21 protein-coding genes and 3 tRNA genes are annotated in these 22,247 nt (G+C 60.9%); 16 read left to right on the forward strand and 8 right to left on the reverse strand.

From position 1 onward, the window contains the following. Positions 1 to 3: 3 nt before the first annotated feature. Positions 4 to 2,739, forward strand: coding sequence for a PEP/pyruvate-binding domain-containing protein (locus CGK93_RS02235; protein WP_089593414.1), 2,736 nt, complete (start codon positions 4 to 6; stop codon positions 2,737 to 2,739). Here the strand turns inward: CGK93_RS02235 and CGK93_RS02240 are convergent. Both CGK93_RS02240 and CGK93_RS02245 read right to left on the reverse strand, forming a co-directional pair. Continuing rightward, positions 2,736 to 3,656: a cation diffusion facilitator family transporter gene (locus CGK93_RS02240; RefSeq protein WP_089593415.1), complete on the reverse strand. Its 921-nt coding sequence runs from the start codon at positions 3,654 to 3,656 to the stop codon at positions 2,736 to 2,738. The two genes, CGK93_RS02235 and CGK93_RS02240, sit on opposite strands and share 4 nt — an antisense overlap. A 10-nt stretch (positions 3,657 to 3,666) precedes the next feature. Beyond that, positions 3,667 to 4,158, reverse strand: a complete 492-nt coding sequence (locus CGK93_RS02245) for a metallopeptidase family protein (protein WP_089593416.1) — start codon at positions 4,156 to 4,158, stop codon at positions 3,667 to 3,669. 92 nt (positions 4,159 to 4,250) lie between these two features. Between CGK93_RS02245 and CGK93_RS02250 the strand changes: the two genes are divergently transcribed. Beyond that, positions 4,251 to 5,174, forward strand: a complete 924-nt coding sequence (locus tag CGK93_RS02250; RefSeq protein WP_089593417.1) for a carbohydrate kinase family protein — start codon at positions 4,251 to 4,253, stop codon at positions 5,172 to 5,174. Here the strand turns inward: CGK93_RS02250 and CGK93_RS02255 are convergent. Next, positions 5,171 to 6,124 carry a DMT family transporter gene (locus tag CGK93_RS02255; RefSeq protein WP_089593418.1) on the reverse strand — a complete coding sequence of 318 codons (954 nt, stop codon included), beginning with the start codon at positions 6,122 to 6,124 and terminating at the stop codon, positions 5,171 to 5,173. The two genes, CGK93_RS02250 and CGK93_RS02255, sit on opposite strands and share 4 nt — an antisense overlap. A gap of 376 nt (positions 6,125 to 6,500) precedes the next feature. On the opposite strand from CGK93_RS02255, the gene CGK93_RS02260 reads away from it, so the two are divergent. The 3 genes from CGK93_RS02260 (at position 6,501) to CGK93_RS02270 (ending at position 6,853) form a co-directional block, all read left to right on the forward strand. Continuing rightward, positions 6,501 to 6,573 (forward strand) — tRNA-Glu (locus tag CGK93_RS02260). Positions 6,574 to 6,657: 84 nt separating this feature from the next. Then, a tRNA-Asp gene (locus CGK93_RS02265) sits at positions 6,658 to 6,731 on the forward strand. A gap of 46 nt (positions 6,732 to 6,777) precedes the next feature. Beyond that, positions 6,778 to 6,853, forward strand: a tRNA-Phe gene (locus tag CGK93_RS02270). A gap of 194 nt (positions 6,854 to 7,047) precedes the next feature. Here CGK93_RS02270 and CGK93_RS02275 read toward each other — a convergent pair. Then, positions 7,048 to 8,022, reverse strand: a complete 975-nt coding sequence (locus CGK93_RS02275) for a hypothetical protein (protein WP_232481521.1) — start codon at positions 8,020 to 8,022, stop codon at positions 7,048 to 7,050. A gap of 3 nt (positions 8,023 to 8,025) precedes the next feature. After that, positions 8,026 to 8,439: a DUF6318 family protein gene (locus tag CGK93_RS23950; protein ID WP_232481622.1), complete on the reverse strand. Its 414-nt coding sequence runs from the start codon at positions 8,437 to 8,439 to the stop codon at positions 8,026 to 8,028. On the opposite strand from CGK93_RS23950, the gene CGK93_RS23405 reads away from it, so the two are divergent. The 6 genes from CGK93_RS23405 to CGK93_RS02305 all read left to right on the forward strand — a co-directional run bounded on the left by CGK93_RS23405 (position 8,390) and on the right by CGK93_RS02305 (position 11,418). Next, entirely contained in the window at positions 8,390 to 8,719 is a 330-nt protein-coding gene (locus CGK93_RS23405; RefSeq protein ID WP_157731571.1) for a hypothetical protein, read from the forward strand. The genes CGK93_RS23950 and CGK93_RS23405 overlap by 50 nt on opposite strands. 417 nt (positions 8,720 to 9,136) lie before the next feature. Further along, positions 9,137 to 9,583 carry an Asp23/Gls24 family envelope stress response protein gene (locus tag CGK93_RS02285; RefSeq protein ID WP_089593420.1) on the forward strand — a complete coding sequence of 149 codons (447 nt, stop codon included), beginning with the start codon at positions 9,137 to 9,139 and terminating at the stop codon, positions 9,581 to 9,583. Further along, positions 9,580 to 9,771 carry a DUF2273 domain-containing protein gene (locus tag CGK93_RS02290; RefSeq protein WP_089593421.1) on the forward strand — a complete coding sequence of 64 codons (192 nt, stop codon included), beginning with the start codon at positions 9,580 to 9,582 and terminating at the stop codon, positions 9,769 to 9,771. Before CGK93_RS02285 ends, CGK93_RS02290 begins: the two co-directional genes overlap by 4 nt. After that, positions 9,768 to 10,148, forward strand: coding sequence for a hypothetical protein (locus tag CGK93_RS02295; protein WP_089593422.1), 381 nt, complete (start codon positions 9,768 to 9,770; stop codon positions 10,146 to 10,148). Before CGK93_RS02290 ends, CGK93_RS02295 begins: the two co-directional genes overlap by 4 nt. Further along, positions 10,145 to 10,810: a DUF6286 domain-containing protein gene (locus CGK93_RS02300; RefSeq protein ID WP_089593423.1), complete on the forward strand. Its 666-nt coding sequence runs from the start codon at positions 10,145 to 10,147 to the stop codon at positions 10,808 to 10,810. Before CGK93_RS02295 ends, CGK93_RS02300 begins: the two co-directional genes overlap by 4 nt. Beyond that, complete coding sequence (locus CGK93_RS02305; protein ID WP_089593424.1) at positions 10,807 to 11,418, forward strand: hypothetical protein; 612 nt, start codon at positions 10,807 to 10,809, stop codon at positions 11,416 to 11,418. Before CGK93_RS02300 ends, CGK93_RS02305 begins: the two co-directional genes overlap by 4 nt. A gap of 84 nt (positions 11,419 to 11,502) precedes the next feature. On the opposite strand, the gene CGK93_RS02310 is transcribed toward CGK93_RS02305, so the two are convergent. Beyond that, on the reverse strand, positions 11,503 to 13,623 hold the full coding sequence (locus tag CGK93_RS02310) for an alpha-galactosidase (RefSeq protein WP_198318332.1): 2,121 nt from the start codon (positions 13,621 to 13,623) through the stop codon (positions 11,503 to 11,505). A gap of 43 nt (positions 13,624 to 13,666) precedes the next feature. Beyond that, positions 13,667 to 15,793 carry a glycosyl hydrolase family 8 gene (locus CGK93_RS02315; RefSeq protein WP_198318334.1) on the reverse strand — a complete coding sequence of 709 codons (2,127 nt, stop codon included), beginning with the start codon at positions 15,791 to 15,793 and terminating at the stop codon, positions 13,667 to 13,669. A 547-nt stretch (positions 15,794 to 16,340) separates the two neighbouring features. On the opposite strand from CGK93_RS02315, the gene CGK93_RS02320 reads away from it, so the two are divergent. Continuing rightward, positions 16,341 to 17,027: a DNA alkylation repair protein gene (locus tag CGK93_RS02320; RefSeq protein ID WP_089593426.1), complete on the forward strand. Its 687-nt coding sequence runs from the start codon at positions 16,341 to 16,343 to the stop codon at positions 17,025 to 17,027. Positions 17,028 to 17,055: 28 nt separating this feature from the next. Here the strand turns inward: CGK93_RS02320 and CGK93_RS02325 are convergent, their stop codons facing one another. Next, positions 17,056 to 17,457: a helix-turn-helix domain-containing protein gene (locus CGK93_RS02325; protein WP_026542619.1), complete on the reverse strand. Its 402-nt coding sequence runs from the start codon at positions 17,455 to 17,457 to the stop codon at positions 17,056 to 17,058. Positions 17,458 to 17,708: 251 nt separating this feature from the next. On the opposite strand from CGK93_RS02325, the gene CGK93_RS02330 reads away from it, so the two are divergent. The 4 genes from CGK93_RS02330 (at position 17,709) to CGK93_RS02345 (ending at position 22,242) form a co-directional block, all read left to right on the forward strand. Beyond that, the gene (locus CGK93_RS02330) at positions 17,709 to 19,055 is read left to right on the forward strand and encodes an ABC transporter substrate-binding protein (protein WP_089593427.1); all 1,347 of its coding nucleotides are present in this window, start codon (positions 17,709 to 17,711) and stop codon (positions 19,053 to 19,055) included. 95 nt (positions 19,056 to 19,150) lie between these two features. After that, the gene (locus CGK93_RS02335) at positions 19,151 to 20,116 is read left to right on the forward strand and encodes a carbohydrate ABC transporter permease (protein WP_089593428.1); all 966 of its coding nucleotides are present in this window, start codon (positions 19,151 to 19,153) and stop codon (positions 20,114 to 20,116) included. Further along, positions 20,113 to 21,075 (forward strand): carbohydrate ABC transporter permease, encoded by a 963-nt coding sequence (locus tag CGK93_RS02340; protein WP_089593429.1) that lies wholly within the window; start codon positions 20,113 to 20,115, stop codon positions 21,073 to 21,075. The genes CGK93_RS02335 and CGK93_RS02340 overlap by 4 nt, the downstream gene beginning before the upstream one ends. Positions 21,076 to 21,189: 114 nt before the next feature. Continuing rightward, the gene (locus CGK93_RS02345) at positions 21,190 to 22,242 is read left to right on the forward strand and encodes a LacI family DNA-binding transcriptional regulator (protein WP_089593430.1); all 1,053 of its coding nucleotides are present in this window, start codon (positions 21,190 to 21,192) and stop codon (positions 22,240 to 22,242) included. Positions 22,243 to 22,247: the final 5 nt, after the last annotated feature.

A 22,247-nucleotide genomic window follows, 5' to 3' on the forward strand; every position in this document is an offset into this window, starting at 1 on the left:
GCCATGGATGTCCAACAGCCCAGCGGGGTACTCATTCTGGACATCGCCGGCATCAGTGGGGCCATGCTCCCTGATGTGGGGGGAAAGGCGGCCAACCTGGGTGAGTTGGCCAGTGCCGGACTGCCCGTGCCGCCCGCATTCTGCCTGACCACCGCTGCCTACCGGCACGCCCTTTCGGCGATTGGCCTGGACGAGGTCCTTGCGGCGATGAAGGAGGCCGATGCTTCCCAGTTGGACCAGCTGAACGGGCTTGCCGCCCGCGCACGGTCCTTGGTGCTCGACGCCGGCATACCCCACCGGATCGCCGAAGCGGTGCGGTCCGCCTACCAGCAGATGGGAGGGGACGTCCCCGTTGCCGTCAGGTCTTCTGCTACCGCGGAGGACCTGGCTTTCGCGAGTTTCGCCGGTCAGCAGGACACCTTCTTGAACGTGGTGGGCGCTGATTCTGTCCTGGAAGCTGTGAGCCGTTGCTGGGCGTCGCTGTGGACAGACCGTGCCGTGACTTACAGGACCACCAACGGGATCGATCACGCGTCGGTCACCCTGGCTGTTGTGGTGCAGGAAATGGTGGACTCAGCTACCGCCGGTGTCATGTTCACCGCCAACCCGGTGACAGGAAACCGGTACGAGACAGTGATTGATGCCAGCCCGGGTTTGGGAGAGGCCGTCGTTTCCGGAGCCGTGGATCCGGATCAGTACGTGGTCGATGTTCGTCGCGGTGCCGTGGTGAAAAGGACCGTGGGGGACAGGCAAGTGGAGATCAGGGCGATCCCTGGCGGTGGCACGGAACGCGTTGAACGAAGCACCGGGTCCTCGCGGGACCAACCCGGCGATTCAAACCCTCAGCCCTGCCTCAGTGATCACCAAGTGTTGGGGCTCGTGGACTTGGGCCGCGAGGTCCAGTTGCATTACGGATCCCCGCAAGACACCGAGTGGGCCATCGACCATGAGGGGAAATTGTGGCTCACCCAAGCCCGGCCCATCACTACCCTGTACCCGCAAACCACGCGCACCCCTCCCGTTCCGGGCGAGCACGCCTTCCTGAACTTCAGCCTCGCCCAAGGCCTCACCAGGCCACTGACTCCCATGGGTTTGGCCGGCATCCGGCTCATCGCTTCTTCCGTCGCCAGGACCGCGGCATTCGATGTTCCGGATCCCCGGTCCGGCCCGCCGCCTTACTACGAGGCGGGGCAGCGCATCTTCTTCGACCTCACTGCGGTGGTGCGGAGCAGGGTCGGCCGGGCGATCGTGCCCCGGGTTTTCGATCTCATGGAGGCCCGCTCAGCCGTTCTCATACGTGGCCTCTTTGACGATCCACGTTTCACAGTGACCACCAGGACACCCTTGAAACTGATTCGCCACGTTGCTCCGGTTGCGGCCAAGTACCGGGTTCCCGAGACACTGTTCCGTGGCCTGTTCCGCCCGGCTTCGGCACTGGTACGCGTGGAGAAACCCGGCTCCGATCTGCGCAGCACCTTGGCCGTCCCGCAGCAAGCAACGGCCCATCAGCGGATCGGCCACGTTCAGCGAATCCTCGGAGAAGAAGTGTTCGCCACGGTTCCGCAGGTGCTGCCCCTTCCCGCGCTCGGCTTTGCCATGCTGGCGCTGGTCAAGAAGCTCCTGGGGGACCAAGCTCCGTATAGCGAGCTCCAAACGGTGATCCGAGGTCTTCCCAACAACATCACCACCGAGATGGACCTGGCACTGTGGCAGCTTGCCGCTGAGATTCGGAAAGACCCCGACGCCGTTGCCTCCATGACCGGTCGAACGGCGGCAGAACTGACGGAGCAGTATCGGGACGAAAAGCTCCCCGTCGCTGCCCAAGCCGGAGTGAGCTCATTCCTGGGCACCTTCGGGCACCGGGCCGTCGCCGAGATCGACCTGGGCATGCCGCGCTGGTCAGACGATCCCACTCACATTCTTGGCGTCGTCACCAACTATTTGAGGCTCGCGGACGGCTCAGAGGCGCCGGACCAGCAGTTCACGCGGGCAGCCCGGGACGCCGATGAACAGGTAGCGCGTTTCGTGGCGCGGGCCAGGACCAAGAGCCCTTTGCACGCGGCCGTGGTTCGCATGGCGTTGGACCGGACACGGAGGTTCGCTGGACTGCGCGAGTTGCCCAAGTACAACCTGGTCCTGGGACTATCTGTTGCGCGGAAGCAGTTGCTTCTCATCGGCAATGAGCTTGCGGCAGCGCACCGGATCAAACGCCCCGAGGACATCTTTTTCCTGGACCTCGACGAAGCCGAGACCGCACTGGCCGGAGATGACCTGCAGGAGTTGGTTGCTGAGCGACGCGCCGCCTACGGGCAGGAACTGCGGCGGAGGCACATACCGCGGGTGCTCATGTCAGATGGCACCGAACCGGAAGCCGCGCCCGGGACCAGCGGGACCCAGCGCCCTGGCACTTTGTCCGGCAGTCCGGCGTCGACGGGACGGGTCACAGCTCCTGCGAGGGTCATCATGGACCCCGTTGGCGCGCACCTGGAGCCCGGAGAAATCCTCGTGGCACCGTCAACGGATCCCGGCTGGACGCCGTTGTTCCTCACCGCCGGAGGGTTGGTCATGGAGATGGGTGGGCCCAACTCCCATGGCGCAGTGGTGGCCCGTGAGTACGGCATCCCTGCCGTGGTGGGGGTTCCGGACGCCACATCGCGAATCAGCACCGGTCAGCGCGTTACCGTGGACGGCGCTGCAGGGACGGTGGCTGTTGAGGGTGCGGGTGGCGGGACCAGCTAGGCGTGCTGGTGCGACTCGTGTTCCGAATGGCTCACTGGCTCCAACTGGAAGGTGCAATGCTCGGTGTCGAAATGACGGCCGAGGCAGGATCCCAACTGGTCAAGGATGCTGTCCGCCCCGCTGGCGTTGAGGACTTCGTCTTCCACCACGACATGGGCTGAGAACACGGGAACGCCGGAAGTGATGGTCCAGATGTGGATGTCGTGGGCTTCCACCACACCATCCACGGCGATGATGTGCTCGCGGATCATGTTCACGTCCACGCCCTTCGGTGTGGCCTCCAGGAGGACGTCCACCACGTCGCGAAGCAGATGCCAGGCGCGGGGGATGATCATCACTGCGATCACCACCGAAGCAATGGGGTCGGCCGCGCTGAAGCCTGTAGTCATGATGACGATGGCCGCCACAATGACCGCGATGGAACCCAGAAGGTCACCGAGGACCTCCAGGTAGGCCCCACGTACGTTGAGGCTCTCCTTCTGCGCCCCCTGCAGGATCAGGAGCGAGACAAGGTTGGCCACGGCACCCAAAATGGCAGCCCACAGCATGACGTCCGTATGGATCTCCGGGGACTCCCCGAAGCGGCGGATGGCTTCGATCATGATCACCACAGCGATCACGATGAGGATCAGAGCATTTGCCAAGGCGGCCAGTACTTCGGCCCGCTGGTACCCATATGTCCGCTGGTCACTGGCTGGACGGGTGGCAATCCAGGCCGCCATCAGTGCGATGAACACGCCCGCGGCATCAGAGAGCATGTGGCCCGCATCAGCCAGCAGCGCCAAGGATCCAGACACGACGGCGCCAACCACCTGGATGCCCACCACCCCTAAGGTGATGGCCAGGACGGCGATGAGCCGCTTCCGATGCTTGCCGGTTGCTGTAACTCCGTGGGAGTGGTTGTGGTCGTGCCCCATGTCTATAAGGCTAGCCCCAGCCGAGTTCGTGCAGACGGTCGTCGTCGATCCCGAAGTGGTGCGCGATCTCGTGGACCACCGTGATGGCTACTTCATCGATGACTTCTTCGCGTGTGCTGCAGATGTCCAGGATGGGCTGCCTGAAGATGGTGATCCGGTCCGGCAGTGAACCGGCTTCCCACCATGAATCGCGTTCAGTCAGGGGGACGCCCTCGTAGAGTCCCAACAGCACAGTGTCCGGATTTTCGCCCGGCTGGGGCGTGTAGTCGTCTTCAATGAAGATGGCCACGTTGTCCATGGCACTGGCCGCTTTGGGCGGGATCAGTTGGAGGGCGTCGCTGACGGCCTCTTCAAATTCTTCGGGAGACATTTCGAAAGGCGCGGCACCACGAGCGGCGGTGTGCTCAACAGGACTGTGCACCGCATTCCGTTCCCCGAGCGGCGATGAAGGGCGCTCGCCGTCCGGAACTATGGGCAAGCCGGGTGGAAGATTCGCGGGCATGATCTGACTTTAGTCCGCTCAGGCTGCATCGGCGCCGTGTGTGATGAGAGATACTAAAAGTCAATCCTCTTTTCGACAGACACAGGAACCGCATGACCGGCACCTCTTCCCTCGCGCCTGAACCCCTCGACGTCGTGGTTGTAGGTGAGGCGTTGATCGACATCGTGCAGTCTGCCGATGGGCAGGTGGAGTACCCCGGCGGCTCGCCGGCCAATGTCGCCTTCGGCCTGGGCCGGCTGGACGTCAAAACCGGACTGCTGACAGCAATCGGCCGCGATGCCAGAGGTGACGCCATCGCATCGCATCTGCACAGTGCCGGCGTGGTGCTGTTGCCCGGTTCCATGTCCGCGGGCAAGACCGCGACGGCGACGGCCCGGATAGCTTCGGACGGTTCAGCTGACTACACCTTCGACATTGACTGGGCTTTGGCGCCTCTGGCCCTTCCCTACGCTCCGAGGATCCTGCACACGGGCTCCATCGCCACGTTCCTGGAACCCGGCGCAAGCGTTGTGCGGAGCTTGCTGGAGCAGGCTCAGGGTGGGTGCATGGTGACGTACGACCCCAACATCCGCGCCGACCTCCTCGGAAGCCACCAGGAGGCCTTGGCGCTCTTCGAGGAAATAGTGCCGCTGACCGACGTCGTGAAGCTCAGCGGCACCGATGCCCGCTGGCTGTACCCGGGCAAGGCGCTTGAGGACACCGCGAACCACCTCCTCGCACTGGGCACCGGGTTGGTTGTAGTGACCCAGGGCGTCAAGGGCTCGCTCATGGCCACACGGCACATACAGCTCAACGTACCGGCCGTCCCGGCCACAGTGGCGGACACCATCGGCGCGGGAGATTCCTATATGGCGGCGCTGATCATGGGGCTGCTCCTGCGTGGCAGCGACGGACTGGCGCCCACCGTCATGGAGCGGATCGGCACCATTGCCTCCATGGCGGCCTCCATCGCCGTCGGCCGCCCTGGTGCCAATCCGCCCACACACCGCGAACTTTTGGTGGGAATGGCCCGCTAACGGAGGGGCTGGCGTGTCCGACGCCGGGTCAGGCCCACGCCGATCAGGCAAACCACTCCACCGGTCAGTCCCCAGATGGTGGGGACTTCCTGAAGCACGGCCCACGAAATCAAAATGGTGGTACCCGGAACCAGGTACGTGGTGGCGGCGAGCTTTCCGGCCGAGATGAGGGACAAAGCGTACGCCCAGGTGGTGAAAGCGATGGCCGTGGGAAAGATTCCCAAGTAAACCAGGCCGAGCGTTGCCGGGAGCGGGGCCGCCTGCACCTCGGAAATCAACTGCCCGGTCCACGGCAGGCAGCAGATGGCGCCCACCATGATGCCGAACCACGTTGCCTGCCCGGCGGTGAACTTACGGAGCACGGGCTTCTGGAGGATCGCGCTCACCGAGGCGAGTACAGCGGCAAGCAAGCACAACAACACGCCGGCGACGTCCGCCGTCGAACGCTGTCCGGAACCAAGCGCGATCATCGCGACGCCGCAGAACGCCACGCCGCTGCCGATCAGCAGCCAGCGGGGGAAGCCTTCCTTGAGGAAGATTCCGGCAAGGATCGCGATCAGGATAGGGGAGACGTTGATCAGCATGGCGCTGGTGCCGGCGTCGAGCATGTGTTCCGCGGCGTTCAGGGCCACGTTGTAACCGCCGAACCACATCACTCCGTAGGCCACTATCGGTAACCACTCCCGTCCGCTCGGCCACACCTTCAGTGTCGGCAGCACCACGATTCCAAGCACGACGGCGGCAACCGCCAAGCGTCCCAGCGTCAAGGATCCGGGGGAGAAGCTGGGGCCGACGGCGCGGATGCCCACGAAGGCCGAAGCCCACAGGATCACGGTGACGATCACGGCGGCGATGCCGAGTTTGCTCATGGCTGCCCCCGGCGCGGGGGTGGTGCGCTCGGGCAGGTCCGGGGAAGGCTGGCCGGGTTCGGCCGGGGAAGTGGTTGTCATAGAGCCAAATCTAGCCGTCGTTGAGTCGGGTCGGCTGGCGGTTTTCGGACGCGTCAGGGCAAGATCCTGCCAATGTTTGCGGACCGCCTCCGGAGAGTGGGTGCGGTTGATGGGTGGGCGCTGCTGAGGGGTGAGCTTTCGACTCTTTGGGTGGGCGCTGCTGAGGGGTGAGCTTTCGACTCTTTGGGCGTTTCTTAGAGGTGAGATCCCGCTCCTCGGTGGACGCCAAGCTGGTAGCCCCGGACGGTCAGCAGACCTCGATTTGGGAATATCGCCATCTATGCTCTAAAGTTTTAGAGTCCAGTTCGGACGGGCGAGACACGGAAAGAACGCGTAAAGCGTCGCTTTTCTTTTGCGAAATCCGAATTGAGTTCAGGCCCCCATCGTCTAGCGGCCTAGGACACCGCCCTTTCACGGCGGCGGCACGGGTTCGAATCCCGTTGGGGGTACGCAAGGAAGTGGTAAACCGGATGAAAAAAGTCTGGTAAGCTAGAAGCCTTGAAAAAAATGCGGTAGAGATACTGCAAACGCAAGGCCCTGTAGCGCAGTTGGTTAGCGCGCCGCCCTGTCACGGCGGAGGTCGCGGGTTCAAGTCCCGTCAGGGTCGCTCTGAGCGCCGAAGAAATTCGGTTCTCAAGGTGACATGTCACCTAGGCTCTGTAGCTCAGTTGGTAGAGCGTTCGACTGAAAATCGAAAGGTCACCGGATCGACGCCGGTCGGAGCCACCACTGGGAAGCATCAGTTCTTCGGAACTGGTGCTTTTCTTCTTTAACCCGATGAGCGACAGCGTGTACCGCCGCCACCCGCTCTGGTCCGCCTCGATTCGTCGCGGAAGCCAACGCACCGTAATTCTCCGCGTGTCGAAGGTCATAGCCGCTCAAAGTAGGCCGACGCGGCACAAAAGCTGTCCCTCCACCTGCACTCACGCGCTTTGCGCACTCACCCTATTAGTCGGTCTTTGCGCCGGGCAGCCCCAGGAGTTGGGGTTTTGCTGGCAGGTGTCGGCGACGAGTGCTCTTTCTGTTTTCCAGACGTGGATGGTTTTGGCTGGTGTGGTGATGTCGAGTGTTCCGTTGATGGGTAGGGGTGGGCCGTTGTTGACGGAGTAGGTGCCGGTGAAGCTGGTGGTGAGGGTGGCTTGGTAGTTGCCGGTTTCGGTGTAGGTGTGGCTGGTGCGTGTTTCGTTGTTGAGCCAGTCGGTTTCGGGGATGGAGTAGCCGGCCACCGGTGTGGGTCCGAGGGTTCCTCCGTCGCCGTAGGTGTAGGTGTAGTTGGCTGGTATTGCGGTGAGGTGGACTGCTTGGCCGAGGATGGTGACGTCGAAGTCTTGTTCTGCGGTGGTGGCGTAGAAGTTGGTGGGTCCGCCTTTGAGGGTGTGCGGGAAGGGTTGGGCTTCGAGGGTCCCTGGGTTGACGGGGAGTTGGCGGAAGCCGGTCAGGATGCGGGCGGCGATGTTGGCCAGGACGTTCTCGGGCTGGGCGTCGTAGAGGCAGGTGGGTCCGCTGACGGCTGGGTAGTCTGTCCAGGTTGGGTTCGTGATGGACTTCGGTGCCTGCCTCCAGATCACGGGTGTACCTTCTTCTCCGTCAGGTGTCTTGGCCGGGCATTCCATCGTGAGGCAGCCCCTGTCCGGTGTGTCAGTTCCGCCGGACCGGCAATGAACATCGGCCATGTACTGGTTCGGGTCCTCTACGGTGAGCGAACTGCCTTCGACTTTGGGAATGAAGTTGCCTGTGACGGCATCCCGAGTCCATTGCGTACCAGTCAGATTCATTGCATTGTCCACGTAGCCGATGTCTATCTTTGGCTCTTTAGCGGCGGCAAGGCCGCTCTGAAGTCCAGTAGCTATGAAGATAACTACTGTCAGGATGCCGATTCTTCGTGTGAGTTTCTGCATGGATTAACGAAGCAATCCGAGGTCGACGAGCGACCAGCGTTGGTCATCAAAGACCAATGCAGCTCGGCTTGCCGAGTTTGTCGCTGCTGTTGGCTCCTGGTACAGGGAACCATCCTGTGCCCTGATTTCGATTGGTTCCTGAATAACCTGAACTGCGGCAACTTGTGTAGGCATTGACGGATCAAAGGAAGCTTCAACCGTTGCCGATCTGATTGCGGCCCCCGAGATCCAACGCCCGTCCTCCCAGCCAGTCTCAATTCCCTTACGGAGGGAATTGCATAGCGCGCAACTAGGTCTGCTTAGAGATGCCAGTTGCTCAGTTGAACCGGTCTCGTAGCTATAGCTCAGCTGCGCGTACCAGTACCTAATGAACGCTTCCAGCCCTGCCTTCGAGTTCTCCTTCGCCAACTCCGGCATTACGGGAACGGGCACGTTCTCGGCCTTACCCTTTGCGTCAGCGGGCTTGTACGCGGCGGATGTCGGCGGACTATCCGGAGTAGCCGAAGCCGTCGGAACCGAAGCGCTGGTGGTGGGCGACGTCGTCGTCGAGCCTGTTTCGGAGGGTGGCTCGCTGGGCGTACTGCCGCCCTGGCAACCCGTGAGGAGCAGGGCCAGGACTAAAAGAAGAGTGGCAGACGAAAGGCGTGGCATGACAGGCTCCCCAGCAGCTGTTTTGGCGATGTGTCGGCCAGTCTAGGTGGGGCGATCGAGCCCAACACAGTCACGAATCGGGCGTTGTGGATAACCCTGCTCTGTTTACGGCAGGACGCTGGGCGTATTCTGACCTCGCCGGCTCATCAATCGCACGTATCCACTGGCGGAATCATGGTTACGATCGCCCGAAGTGGGTACCAGCTCTGCCCCAACCACAGAAGCGAGTCCAGATACGACCATCGGAAAAGGCACGACTACCGGAACCGGCCCAACTACCGGAACCGATGGGCCCTACGGTGAGTTCTCATCGCTGTCCGATGCCTGCAATTGGGTCCATCCAGGACTGAATGGATAAGAACTGCCAGCAGTCGCCGCCGCGCGCACTCCCTTCTCTCCGACGCTTCTCCCAAAGCGTCGGAGCTAGACGCTAGGGTGGTACTCAAGAGAAGGGGAGTGCTCCATGGAAGACCAGAACGTGCAGCTTGATCCTGTGCTCGGGGGCGAGATCCTGGGTACTGGACGCACCATCATCTCCGAGGCGGCGGTTGCCAAGGTTGCCGGCATTGCTGCCCGCACGGTGCCGGGCGTCTACTCGTTGGGTTCGGGTCCGTCCCGTGCGCTCGGCGCGATTCGCGACGCCGTCGGCAGCTCCGACCACGCAGCAGGCGTGCGCGCGGAAGTCGGCGAGACCCAAGTGGCCGTGGACATCAACCTCGTTGCCCTCTACGGGCACCCCCTGCACAGTGTTGCCAACCAGGTCCGGAGTGCCGTTTTCCGCGCTGTTGAAGAACTAGTGGGCCTCCAGGTTATTGAGGTCAACATCGAGATCAATGACGTCTACGTGGCTCCGCCGGTCAAACCTGCGGGAAGCAAGCCAGCCGTAATGGAAAGGGAGGCACTCCAGTGAGCATGACCGTTGTTGGAATCGCGATCGGCGCCTTCGTAGCGTTCATGTCCCTTTCCTTTGGACTGTGGGGATTCCTGATCTCACTGCTCTTCATGGGCATCGGAGCGCTGCTCGGCCGGGCCGCAGACGGAAAACTGGATCTCCGCAGCGTCCTGGACGCCATTACGGGCCGGCGCTCTTCGTCATGAGCGTGGCTGAGGCTGTGGACTCCACCAGCAGCCTGGCCGGCCACAACCGGATCAGTACCCAGGCTTTGACATCCTTGGCGCGCGCCGCCGCCTCCGAGGCCCTCGGCGTTGAGGCCAACGACATCCGCGCTGATTGGGCGGACGACGACGGCCTGCTGGCTTTGTCGATCGTGGCACCTATCAGCATCCCGGCTTTGACAGAGGTCCTGCGGGACCCGTTGCGCGTCCAAGGCTTTGGCGGCTCCATCTGGGACCGTGCAGTAGCTGCCAAGGCCGCTGTTCTTGAAACGGTCACGCGACTCAGCGGATCCCAGTTAAGCAGGGTGGACATCAGGATCAGCGGAGCCCACGTCACGGAGGGAGGCCGCGTTCAATGACACAGGACCAGGAAACCCAGGACCGGAACACCCGGGATCAGCAAGCTCGGTTGGAAGGATATGCAGGAGCTGGACCGGTGGCCGGCGAAGACCCCGAAATGAGCCGAATCCTGCGCCGTGAAACCCACTCTTCCCGGGCCGCTGCTGCCGCCATTGCCGCCGTCCTGGTCATTGTTCTCTGCCTCTATGCCCTGCTTGAGGCGGGCGTGCGGGCAGTTGGGCAACCACCGTGGCTGATCGATCCCACCACTGCGGCCGGGCGCATCATCGCTCTCCCTGAAGGCATTTCCCCACTGTTGCTTGGTGCCAGTGGCGCCGTAGTTGCCATGGTGGGACTGTTCTTCTTCCTGCTTGCAGTGCTGCCCGGCAGGCGTGCCCGGCATCTGCTCAGGGACGCGCGTACCGCCGTCGTGGTTGATGACGAAGTTCTTGCCTCAGCGCTGGCACGTCGTGCACGAACTGCTGCGAACGTTACCCAGGAACAGGTCATGGTGATCGTTTCCCGGCAGCTGGTGGTGGTCAATGTGCGGCCTACGTCCGGCAGCAGGGTGAGCGAGGAGGCAGTGCTGGCAGCTGTGCAAGCGGAACTTGAAGAGATGTCTCCCGTGCCGATGCCTTCTGTGCGGGTCAACCTGGCTTCGTCGGGGGTGATTGGCGCGTGAATGGAACACCGCGGGCCCTTAATCGTGTGCTGTTGTTCATCATCGGGGTGAAACTCCTGGCTGTAGGAGTGCTTCTCCTGCTGCTGGCCACAGTGCCCGCTGTTGCAGCTTGGTGGCATGGCTGGTCCGCCGCTGCCTGGGCAGGGATGGAAAATGCCTTCCGCCAAACGCGCTTCCCCGGACGTGAGGAAAGCTGGTTGTGGATTGTGGCCGGGGCGGTCCTGGTGGCCATCATCATCGCCATGATCGCCTGGTTGTCGCAGCAAGGCAAAGGCAGGGGCAACCTCCTGATCGCCAGCGATGATGACAGCCACATCAACGGAGAAGTACGGATCGGCGGCGGCGTCGCCGAGCAAGCGCTGAGGGCGGCACTCGCCGGGAGGACCGACCTCGCGGCCGCCTCCGTGGCGACCTACGAGGTGCGGGGAAGGCCAGGGCTGCGCATCCGGATTCAGCCCAGACAAGGAGTTGCGCCGCACCTGCTGGCTGCCGAAATATCACAACTGGTTGAAGCATTGGACCTGGTCATCGGCCAAAAAACCCCGGTGCTGGTACACATGGTTTCCGGTGCCCGGTCCAGGTTTACCAAGGCGGAGCGCGTCCGCTGACCGAGTGATCCCGGAGGTGCCGTGCCTGCAGTCCCAGATAATGCAGGCACGGCGTTCTTCCGTCGTCAGGCTGTTTGCACCGCGTCAGCAGGTGTATTTGTACAGGGCGTAGGCAAAGAGTCCATCCAACTGGAAGACGGTGCTGCCCGTCTCGTCCACAGCCGCGTCGGTCTGTCGTCCATCGCCCAGAATCGGCTCAAGTTTCAGTTCCTTGCCTCGCAGCCTCCATAGTTTGTAGGACTGTCCGGGTTCCGGATTGTGTTCCTTCAGGATCAGCAAATATCCGGAATGATCGGATGTGATTGATTGAAATCCTGTCCATGTGGTGCCGTTTGGCTCGTCGCCGATGGGCAGGACATGGCCGGACAGGATCTCACTTTGGACTTCCCTATAGCGGGGAATGACGCGGCCCAAGGTTTCAACGGACTCCTCACTCAGCCCTGTCTGTTCCATCCAAGCGAGCGGATTGGCGAACAAAGTAACGGCCAGCGCATATTCAAGCCCACAGTTGGAGGGTGCCAAGGCGTCGTCAGGGTACAGGTCTGTGTTCCTTTGGACGTTGAGGAACTCGGCCTGCAGCCTGTAGGTAGGATAGTAACGCGACAGCATCCAGATATTCCGCAGTGTGCGGTGAGGATAGTAGTTTGGCCAGGCCCCGAATTTCCCGGTGAAGCGGTTTTCAAGGAACAAGGAACCGTACTGCAGCTGGCCGTAGTAGCCGCTGCGGATTCCCGCCGTGACGTCCATGTTGAAGAAGACGTCGCCGTTGGTGCCGGTGAGCACCCGTCGCATCAATCGGGTGAGGTTTTCTTCGCCGACCTTGGAAGTGAACTCAATCCCATCCAGCTTGTAGGCCGAGATCCCGTATCGCTTGTGCAGTCCGATCAGGATATCGCTGTCCTTCTCCCAGTTCTCGAAGTCATTGAGGGAATCGGGGGAGAACCACAGGCCCATTCTGATGCCTTTTTCGTTCGCGGATGCCACGATGGGCTCGAGCCCATTGGGAAACCGGATGTGGTTGACTTCCCAGAAATCCGGGTTGGCCTCGTAGTAGCCCTTCCCCCAAGCTCCTCCAGGGTTTACGGAGTTCGCGGTGGTTCCGTTCTGCCAGCCATCGTCGATCTGATAAAGCGTGACGCCTGTCTTCTTTGCTATCTCAAGCTCCTCCAGAAGGAACTGCTCGCTCAGTCGTCCGTCGCTGGATTGATCTCCCCAGGTGTTGGACATGACGAAGGCATCCTTCTCAGGATCAAAGACATGAAGGGCATTGTGATAGTCGTGCAGGCTGGAAAGCGCATCGGTCTCCTCACCGCTCCACAGAACGACGGCGCTGCCGTACGTGGTGAGCGTCTTGGACTTCTGCAGGTCCCGGCTGGACGACCAGCCTGTAGTGAAGACGTTCTGGCCCTTGACGAAGAAGTCACTTTCCACCCCGTCCAGATAGCCCAGCGCAGTCGGACCTTCCTTGATCAGTGTCAGGCCATCCTTTGACAAGTGGTCCTGCACGAAGACGACGTTCCCCTTCATGAAACGTTGTTCGCGCCTGGAAAACAGGCCGGTACTGGCGAAGACCAGGTTGTCCATGTCATCGGTGACATCAACGAACTCCACACTCTTCCATCCGCAATGTTTCGGTTCCAGCGGGAAGCAGTCCTGATAGCCTCCCTCAAGCTCCCTTAGGTGCGGCGCCTGAACATCAAGACTTTCCGGGCCGGACACTTCCACGCTTTCGTTCAGGGTGACGCTGATGAAGGACCGCAGGACAGGGACCCCGGGGTAGACGATGTGCGTCCACCGGACCACGGAAGCCTCAAAAGCCAGTTCCACTTCCACCTTCAAGTGTTCCCGGGCAACACCATGATCGTCGTCGCGGGCTGTTCTGACAGTAATGCCCAGCCTGTCCCCGCTGAACAAGGCAGAGTTGTAGTAGGCATACTTCCGATCAACAGTACGTAACCAATCAGAGGTTTCCTCGGCAGCAAACCATTCCTTGTTTGTGGCCTTGTTCTTCAACGACACTACGGTGGGAATGCCTCGGCCAAGATCCCAGGACCGCTCCAAGGCATTGTTGCCGATGCGAAGCGTGTTCCCGTCCAGTGCAGCGTAGCAATCCATGAATTCGCCTGGATCGCCCACCTGTATCTCTTCCGGCAATACCGTGCTCTGAACACCACTTGTTGTCGTCAGCATTTGTTGTTCCGTCATGGGCACTATTTCCTATCATCTTTGTTCAATTCACTGCAGGTGGTTATTTGACCTTTAGTTTTTTGGTGCTGGTGTCGTACAGGTAGCTTGACCGTGTATTGCCGGCAGAGTCTTTGGCGACCACGCGGAGGGAGATCTCGGTTTGCGGCTGGAGATTGGTCACGGTAAATGAGGTGCCGGTGACAGGTTCTCTGTTCAACTGCGTGTCTCCGGTGAAGACGTCGTAGCTTACGGTGCTGCCCGGATTGTCATCGGTAGACCCGGCCCACTTCAGCACGACGCTGTCTGCCGCTCGTTTCCCTTCCAGATACGACGGACGCGATGGCGCTGTCACATCCGTGGCAGTGGTGGAGGTTGTGAAGACGTCACTGGTTGAGCTGTTACCCGACTTGTCCGTGGCCACGATGGTGAAGCTCTGGGGTGTTCCTGCTGGCAGGTTCTCGATCTTATAGTCGCTGGGGAAGTACACCGGGCCGGCATTGACCTTGCCACCGTTACGGTAGACGTCATAGGACAGCTCATTGATTGAGTCATTGTCCACTGGCTTGTTCCACTTCAACGTGATGCTCGACAACGATCGTGCTTGGGCAACGATCCCGGTTGTCTTTGCCGGGGCGACCGTGTCCACCGTTGTTGATCCCGTAACAGCTTCGCTGGCCGTTCTGTTGCCGGCCGCGTCCCTGGCTGTCACGGTTATTGAATACGTCGTGCCTGGGTCCAGGTACTCCAACTTGGTGTTGAGTGTCGGGGTGACGTTGTACAGCCTGCCGTCGCGCCTGATTTCATACATCACCGGTCCCTGGTCATCTGCCGCGGCAGCCCATGACAGATTGACGGTGTTCAAAGTAGTGCCGGTGACCTTGAAGTTCAGCGGCTTCGTGGGGGCCGTGGTGTCTGTTGCCGGCAGGGGAGCAGGCATCTTGCTGGTGGGGTAGGGCGCGGAATCATAAAAGTTCGGCATGCTGCCGGTCAGGACAAGCATGCTCATCATCATGACTGCGTCCTGGTAATAGCCGCCGGGCCAGTCGCTCATGGGCTCCTGCTTACGCAGGTATCCGTAAAGCAGGTCCAGGGACTCCTGATTGGAGGCGTCCACCATCGCAGCAACGGCCATAGGTCCGGTCATGTTCCTGGGAGAGGTGTACGTGGCCCGATCTGTGCCGTCCACGTTGTAGTTTGCCAGCGCATTGTCAGGGTTGCCATTGATCTTGGACATGAACCACTTCACGTTGCGGTCGGGAAGATCGTGGGCGAGCTGGCTGTTTTCGGTTCCATTCCACAGGAAGTCCTGGGCCACCCGCCAGGGAAGCCTGGACGGATCAAAGCCGTAGCTCGTGGAATTGCTGTCCGGGCCGTTGGCGCCGGTGTAGGTGGGAACGCCCGTGGAGGAGAGGACCCATTTGAAGGGCACCAAGCCAGTGGTGGGATTCAGGTTGTAGAAGTGATCAAACATCCGGTATCCGGCATCGGTCGCCTTGTCCCATCTGTCCTCGCCCGTGATGTCCTTGTAGAGCTGGAACCAGGCCGGAATCTCGTAGGAGCTGATGACTGCCGTGCTGGACGTTTGGCTCGTCTTGACGAGGTAGGAGGGCTTGTAGATCAGGTGCTCCATGGCGTCCCGAATGATCTTCTTGGCCTCATCGAGGTAGTTGATCGCGCCGCTGCTGCCCCACTGCTTGTGCGCCATCAGAAGAGCCGTCGAAGCGTCAAAGTCGCCGTCGGGTGCAGCATAGGGATCGATGCTGTTTCCCTCTTTATCGACCTTCCATCCCATGAAGTTGTAGCCCGGGGACAGGTTGCGCTTGTAGTAGCGGAAGAGCCCGTCAAAGTCCGTACGGCTGCCCGTTTCCGAACTGGCCATGTAAACAGAGAGGAGCATTGCAAACCCAACTCCTTCGGAGGGCGCCCCGTCCTTGTACAGGGAGTCGCTGGCGCGGACCCTCACTTCACCGGGTGCCGCTCCAACAGTGGTGATGTACTGGTCGCGCCATTTGGTGTACATGGACAGCATGTCCCGGTTGAGCGTGTCCCGGTCCAGGCTCGGCATGATCCCATGCGGATACTCCACGTTGTGCGGAAAGGGATACTGTTCGGCCGTGATCGTGCCGTCAGTGGTAGCGGGGGCAGTGTCTACTGCAGGATTGTTGGTCGCGACCGCCGGGCTGGACATCAGCGAAAGAGCCAGGACCGCGGTGCATAAAGCGGCTTGCGAAGCTAATCTAAACTTTTTACTGATTGTTTTCATACAAAAGCTCCTTATTACATCATTGTGATGGGCTTTGCGTGCTTGGACTCAGCGGATGTGTCATTTCTCAACGAATTCCAGCACAGGCGAATTGCACAAGAAAATGCAGCGGCTGAATGGCGGTCGCGGTCACCGTCAAGGCTTCCACTGTAGAATCGTCGTCTCTGAATTCCCATTCATCCGACGTCGTTCTTTTGCACGATCCGACGACGGCGGCTCGCCGCCGTCGTTTGGAGCCGCCGCCTCGGTGAAACTCACGCCTGTGTCCCGTGTGCACGGTGCTGAACTACTGGTCGCACTCCGTTCGTGGTGCTGACTTCCTTGGGTCGATTTAGATTGACATTGATTTAACGCAAAATCAAGGGTTGATCGTGAAAAGAGATTCGGGTACCTTCCCGCACTGCCGTGGGCTGCACTCCCGTTCCGGGTAGCGGGTAGCCTGAATCCCATACCCGAAGGACAGGAGGCGGCAGTGGCCGGAACAACGGTGGCTGGAACAACGGTGTCCGGGCTCTTGGCGGAACTTGCCGCGCTGGAAGAACCCCGTGCGCGGGAAATCAACGAAAAACACGGTGACGACCATGGCGTGAACCTCAGCAAGCTGCGCGCCGTCGCTAAGAGACTGAAAACGCAGCAGGAACTATCACGTGAATTGTGGGCCACGGGTGACACCGCGGCCAGGCTGTTGTCCCTGCTGATCTGTCGGCCTAAGGCCTTTGAACGGGACGAGCTGGACAGCATGCTCCGGGGCGCGCGGACCCCCAAAGTGCAGGACTGGCTGGTGAACTACGTGGTCAAGAAGAGTCCGCACTCCGAAGCGCTGCGGGTGGCCTGGTTTGCCGACGTTGATCCTGTTGTGGCCAGCGCAGGGTGGGCACTGACATCGGAACGCGTGGTCAAGAGGCCTGACGGAATGGACACTGTGGCCCTTCTGGATATTATCGAGGCCAGCATGAAGGACTCACCGGACCGTCTCCAGTGGGCCATGAACCAATGCCTTGCCATGATCGGGATCGAATTTCCGGAACACCGGGCCAGGGCCCTGGACATCGGTGAGCGTTTGGAGGTCCTGAAGGACTACCCCACGCCGCCCAACTGCACCTCACCGTTTGCGCCCAGCTGGATCAACGAGATGGTGCGGCGCCAGGCTGGTCAATGAGCCAAGCTGGCAAATGAGGCGGCCGAATTCAGCCTCTGTTGCGGTGCATCATCCGGTACGTGAGCTCAGCGAGGAGTTCTTCGTCGGAAAGGTGCGACGCCCGGGCAATGGGAGCCGCAGGGACGGCAATGCGCGGAGGTCCCTGCCGTGGTTCGTCTCCCGAGCGCATGTCGTCGGGAGTGATCATTTCCGGAGCAAACGTCGATTTTCCCTTGAGGACCTCTGAGACGGATCCTGCACGCCAGCCCAGCGCATGCTCAAGCTTGCGCTGGTTGATTTCCTGGGTGCGCCGCGTTCCTGATTCCAAGGTACGGACGGTCTTGATGGCGGTACCTGCCTGCTTGGCCAACTGCACCTGGCTCAATCCTTGGGCCAAGCGTTCTTCCTTGATCAATCGGCCTATGGTCTGCAGTGCTTCAAGTTCATCCACACTTCCTATTTTTCCATAGGCAACATTGGGTAAACAAATCGAAACGGACTCCAGCCGGCAGGGGTGACCACTCAAATGCCCCTTAACAGAGCCTCGCGGCGGCCTTCTCGCTGAGATCGGCAGTTTACTTGGTATCGATGCGGTTACGTTCTGTGTAAGCGCTTGCATTTTGGCGCCCGTTCTAGCTAGTGTGAGCGTCACCACATCAATTGCGCCGCCGAATCACTTGTACTCAGCGAGGAGTCTTTAGCATGAAGAAAACCAAGTACCTGCTACCGGTCGCAGCCGCCGGTGTTCTGGCACTTACCCTTTCCGCCTGTAGCGGAGATGGAGGCGGCGGGGGATCAACCGCAGGCTCGGATGATTGCTCCGCTTACGAAAGCTACGGAAAGCACGACGGCAAGACGGTCTCCGTCTATTCGACGATCGTAGACATTGAGGCAACCAACCTCGAGGAATCCTGGAAGCAGTTCGAAGACTGCACCGGAATCACCATCAAGTACGAGGGCAGCAAGGAATTCGAAACGCAGATCGGCGTTCGTGCCCAGTCCGGTACCGCCCCCGATGTCGGGATCTTCCCGCAGCCCGGCCTCCTTGCCACCCAGGCCCGGGCCGGTTACCTGAAGCCCGCTCCGCAGACCGTTTCCGACCTCGTGGACAAGAACTGGTCCCCGGACTGGAAGAAGTACGGCACGGTTGACGGCAAGTTCTACGCCGCTCCGATGCTGGCCAACGTCAAGGGTTTTGTTTGGTATGCACCCAAGACCTTCAAGGACAAGGGCTGGGAAGTCCCCAAGACCTGGGACGAAATGATCGAGCTGTCCAAGAAGATCGCCGCGGATGACAAGAACATGAAACCGTGGTGCGCTGGATTCGAATCCGGTGAGGCTACGGGTTGGCCCGGCACGGACTGGATCGAGGACGTGGTTCTGCGCGAACACGGCCCCGAGGTCTACGACCAGTGGATCACCCATCAGATTCCGTTCAACGACCCCAAGATCGTCGATTCCTTCAACAAGGCCGGCGACATCCTGCTCAACCAGGACATGGTTAACGGCGGCTTCGGTGACGTCCGCTCGATCCTGAGCACCGGTTTTGCCCAGGCCGGCCAGCCGGTCCTTGACGGCACCTGCGCCATGCACCACCAGGCCAACTTCCAGGCCGCCAACTGGCCTGCAGGAACCAATGTTGCTGAAGATGGCGATGTCTGGGCCTTCATCACTCCGCCGATCGACGAGAGCAAGGGCAAAGCAGTCACCGGTGGCGGCGAAATGGTGGGCGCCTACAAGGACACCCCTGAGGTCCAGTCCTTCCTGGCATACCTGGCCAGTGCCGACTTCGCCAACAACCGTGTCAAGCTCGGCGGCGTGGTCAGTGCCAACAAGGGCCTGGATCCCGCCAACGCCCAGTCCGACCTCGACAAGCTGACTGTCCAGATCCTCCAGGACCCGGACACCGTCTTCCGTTTCGACGGCTCGGACCTGATGCCGAGTGCCGTAGGTTCCAACTCCTTCTGGAAGGGCATCGTGCAGTGGATCAACGGCACGTCCTCCCAGGAGGTTGCCAACAGCATCGAATCCAGCTGGCCTAAGAGCTAACTCCCAAAGTGCTGCCTCCCCTGGCTGGTTTGCCCAGCCGGGGAGGCAGTGCTTTTCCCGGAACTTAGTGATTCACTCACGCCCGGAGGTTGGGTATGGAATTTATTGGAGAAAAACTCCTACAAGTAGTGATAGCCCTGGCGATATTCGCAGCGGTCATCGGCCTCATCATGTTGCTGGTGGACAGGGCTCCTAAATCAGTCAAAGACAAGGTCACGGTGGCAGGCTTCCTTGCTCCTGCCGCCATACTGATGGTCGTGGGCCTGGTCTATCCGGCAATCCGCACGTCGATGCTCGCTTTCACGGATGCCGGTGGAAATGCCAACGGCTTCGACAACTTCGTCTGGATGTTCACGCAGCCCGAGGCTCTGACCACGTTGCGGAACACCGTCATCTGGACAGTATTGGTTCCCTTGCTGTCCACCGGCTTCGGCCTTGCTTACGCAGTGTTCATCGACAAGGCCCGCGGAGAAAAGGTACTGAAGTCGCTGGTCTTCATGCCGATGGCCATCTCCTTTGTGGGCGCCGGCATCATCTGGAAACTTGTCTATGACTACCGCGGTCCCAACATTGAACAAACCGGTGTCCTCAATTTCTTCCGCGTCGCCTTGGGAATGGATCCGAAGCAGTTCCTCCTTGACGCACCTGAGAACACGATTTTCCTGATCATCGTGATGGTCTGGATCCAGACCGGCTTTGCCATGGTGATTCTGTCCGCCGCTATCAAGGGCGTTCCAGTGGAACTCGTGGAAGCAGCCCGCTTGGACGGTGCGAATGCTTGGCAGCAGTTCCGCAACGTCACCATTCCCGGTATCCGTGGAGCCCTGGTGGTGGTGCTGACCACCATTACCATCGCCACTCTGAAGGTCTTCGACATTGTCCGGACCATGACGGCCGGAAACTACGACACGTCCGTGGTCGCCAACGAAATGTACACGCAGGCCTTCCGCGCCGGTGAGCCGGGACGTGGTGCCGCTTTGGCCCTGATCCTGTTCCTCATGGTGCTGCCCATCGTGGTGTACAACGCTCGAGTCCTTCGCAAGCAAAGGGAGATCCATTGACAGCCACGCCAGCCCCGAAAGAGGCCTCGAAGGCCACCCGGCAGCGTCCTGGATCCGACCCCACGGAGGACGCCCAGCCGATCATGCGGCGCGTCAAGACCAAGCTCACCTCCAAGTGGGCAACAGCGGCAGCGGTCATTATCGCCGTCGTGTGGTCAGTGCCGACGTTCGGCCTCTTTGTCACCTCGTTCCGTCCTGCCGCCAAGCAGGTGGGCCCCCGGTCCGACGGCTGGTGGAATGCCTTCGTCGACTGGCAGTTCACGTTCAAGAACTACGCCGACGTGCTCACGCCGGCGGGCTCGCAGTCTGCCAACCTCTCGCAGTACTTCGTCAACTCCATAGCGATCGTCATCCCGGTCACCATCTTTGTGCTGGTGCTGGCATCCATGGCCGCCTACGTGTTTGCGTGGGGAAAGTTCAAGGGCCGCGATGCGTTGTTCATCTTCGTCTTCGCCCTGCAGATCATTCCGCTCCAGATGGCGCTGATTCCGCTCCTGCAGTTCTTCACGCAGACCCTGCAGCTCCCTGCCGGTTCCTACGCGCAGCTGTGGATCGCCCACACCATGTTCGGCCTTCCGCTGGGTATCTTCCTGCTCCACAACTTCATCTCCGAAATTCCCGGTGAAGTCATCGAGGCAGCAAGGGTGGACGGTGCCGGTCACAGCACCATCTTCTGGCGGATTATCCTGCCGCTCTCCGTTCCGGCGCTTGCCTCGCTGGCGATCTTCCAGTTCCTGTGGGTCTGGAATGACCTCCTGGTGGCGTTGGTGTTCTCCGGTGGCACGGCGGACGTTGCTCCGATTACGCAGCGCCTGGCGGAGCTCTCGGGTACCCGCGGCGCCAGGGATTACCTGAACCCGGCGGCAGCATTTGTCTCCATCATTGTTCCGCTACTGGTCTTCTTCGGCTTGCAGCGCTACTTTGTGCGCGGCCTGCTGTCCGGCGGCCTTAAGGGCTAGAAATTTGAAGCCTCGGTTACGCAGCGCATTACGCGGCTGCGTAACCGAGGGCTTCAAACCACAAACAGACACTTAAGGTGAAGGCGGAGCAACGGCGGCCGGAGAGGGGAGCCTGTGTCACGAACAACGGGTCGGTCCCAACGCGGCGGCCATACCGGCGTCAGTATTGAGGACGTCGCTGCAGCGGCTGGAGTTTCGACGGCGACCGTCTCACGGGCCGTGCGGGGTTTACCGCGGGTGTCGCCCGCCACCCGCGAGAAGATCCTCGAAGTAGCCAGTTCCCTGGGCTATGTGGCGTCGTCGTCGGCGTCTGGCCTGGCGACCGGCCGAACACGCACCATCGGCGTCCTGGCCCCCTTCGTCAGTCGGTGGTTCTTCTCCAAAGCGATCGAAGGTGCGGACCGGGAACTGCATTCGCGCAAGTACAACCTTTCCCTGTTCAACCTGGGCGGCCACGGCAGCAACCGCGAGCGGCTCTTCAGCTCCACCATGGTCTACAAACAGATCGACGCCCTGCTGGTGCTCTGCATGTCCTTGACCGAGGAAGAGTTGGAACACCTCCACAAGATCGACATCCCGCTGGTGGTGGTGGGCGGCCACGTTGAGGATTGTGCCTACATCGGCATCAACGATTACGACGCCGCGTCCACCGCCGTGCGGCACCTCCTGGACCTGGGCCACAAGGACATCGCCCTGCTCCACGGAGACGACGAAACAGACCTGAACTTCGACGTGCCGCGCGTGCGTATCCGCGCCTTCCAGGAAGTCATGACCGACGCCGGGCTGGAAGTCCGCCCGGAATGGGACCAGTGGGGCGATTTCACCGTTGCCAGCGGCCAACAGGCCTTCAACCGGCTCTGGAACCAGCCTGGACGCAAACCAACGGCCATCTTCTGTTCGTCGGATGAGATGGCGATGGGCGTCATTTTCGAGGCCGGCCGCCATGGCGTCAGGGTGCCTCAGGACCTCTCCGTGATCGGCATTGACGATCACGATTTCTCGGCCTCCATTGGCTTGACCACCGTGGGCCAGCGCCCCGACAACCAAGCCGAACTTGCCACGAAAATGCTGCTTGACGAGCTGGACGGCAACCCGGAAGCCGTGCATTCGGAAGTGGCTCCGCATGAGCTGATCGTGCGCGAGACAACAGCCCCACCCGGTGTATAAAGACG

Source organism: Arthrobacter sp. YN (genome assembly GCF_002224285.1).
Taxonomy (GTDB): Bacteria; Actinomycetota; Actinomycetes; order Actinomycetales; family Micrococcaceae; genus Arthrobacter.

Bases quoted from the DNA above. Each gene is read 5' to 3' on its own strand.
- CGK93_RS23405 (WP_157731571.1), top strand. From the start codon at position 8,390: ATGAACGCTTCCAGCCCTGCCTTCGAGTTCTCCTTCGCCAACTCCGGC.
- CGK93_RS02255 (WP_089593418.1), bottom strand. From the start codon at position 6,124: ATGACAACCACTTCCCCGGCCGAACCCGGCCAGCCTTCCCCGGACCTG.
- CGK93_RS02275 (WP_232481521.1), bottom strand. From the start codon at position 8,022: ATGCAGAAACTCACACGAAGAATCGGCATCCTGACAGTAGTTATCTTC.
- CGK93_RS02245 (WP_089593416.1), bottom strand. From the start codon at position 4,158: ATGCCCGCGAATCTTCCACCCGGCTTGCCCATAGTTCCGGACGGCGAG.
- CGK93_RS02240 (WP_089593415.1), bottom strand. From the start codon at position 3,656: ATGGGGCACGACCACAACCACTCCCACGGAGTTACAGCAACCGGCAAG.
- CGK93_RS02285 (WP_089593420.1), top strand. From the start codon at position 9,137: ATGGAAGACCAGAACGTGCAGCTTGATCCTGTGCTCGGGGGCGAGATC.
- CGK93_RS02335 (WP_089593428.1), top strand. From the start codon at position 19,151: ATGGAATTTATTGGAGAAAAACTCCTACAAGTAGTGATAGCCCTGGCG.
- CGK93_RS02310 (WP_198318332.1), bottom strand. From the start codon at position 13,623: ATGACGGAACAACAAATGCTGACGACAACAAGTGGTGTTCAGAGCACG.
- CGK93_RS02295 (WP_089593422.1), top strand. From the start codon at position 9,768: ATGAGCGTGGCTGAGGCTGTGGACTCCACCAGCAGCCTGGCCGGCCAC.
- CGK93_RS02235 (WP_089593414.1), top strand. From the start codon at position 4: ATGGATGTCCAACAGCCCAGCGGGGTACTCATTCTGGACATCGCCGGC.
- CGK93_RS02315 (WP_198318334.1), bottom strand. From the start codon at position 15,793: ATGTCCAGCCCGGCGGTCGCGACCAACAATCCTGCAGTAGACACTGCC.
- CGK93_RS02250 (WP_089593417.1), top strand. From the start codon at position 4,251: ATGACCGGCACCTCTTCCCTCGCGCCTGAACCCCTCGACGTCGTGGTT.
- CGK93_RS02300 (WP_089593423.1), top strand. From the start codon at position 10,145: ATGACACAGGACCAGGAAACCCAGGACCGGAACACCCGGGATCAGCAA.
- CGK93_RS02330 (WP_089593427.1), top strand. From the start codon at position 17,709: ATGAAGAAAACCAAGTACCTGCTACCGGTCGCAGCCGCCGGTGTTCTG.
- CGK93_RS23950 (WP_232481622.1), bottom strand. From the start codon at position 8,439: ATGCCGGAGTTGGCGAAGGAGAACTCGAAGGCAGGGCTGGAAGCGTTC.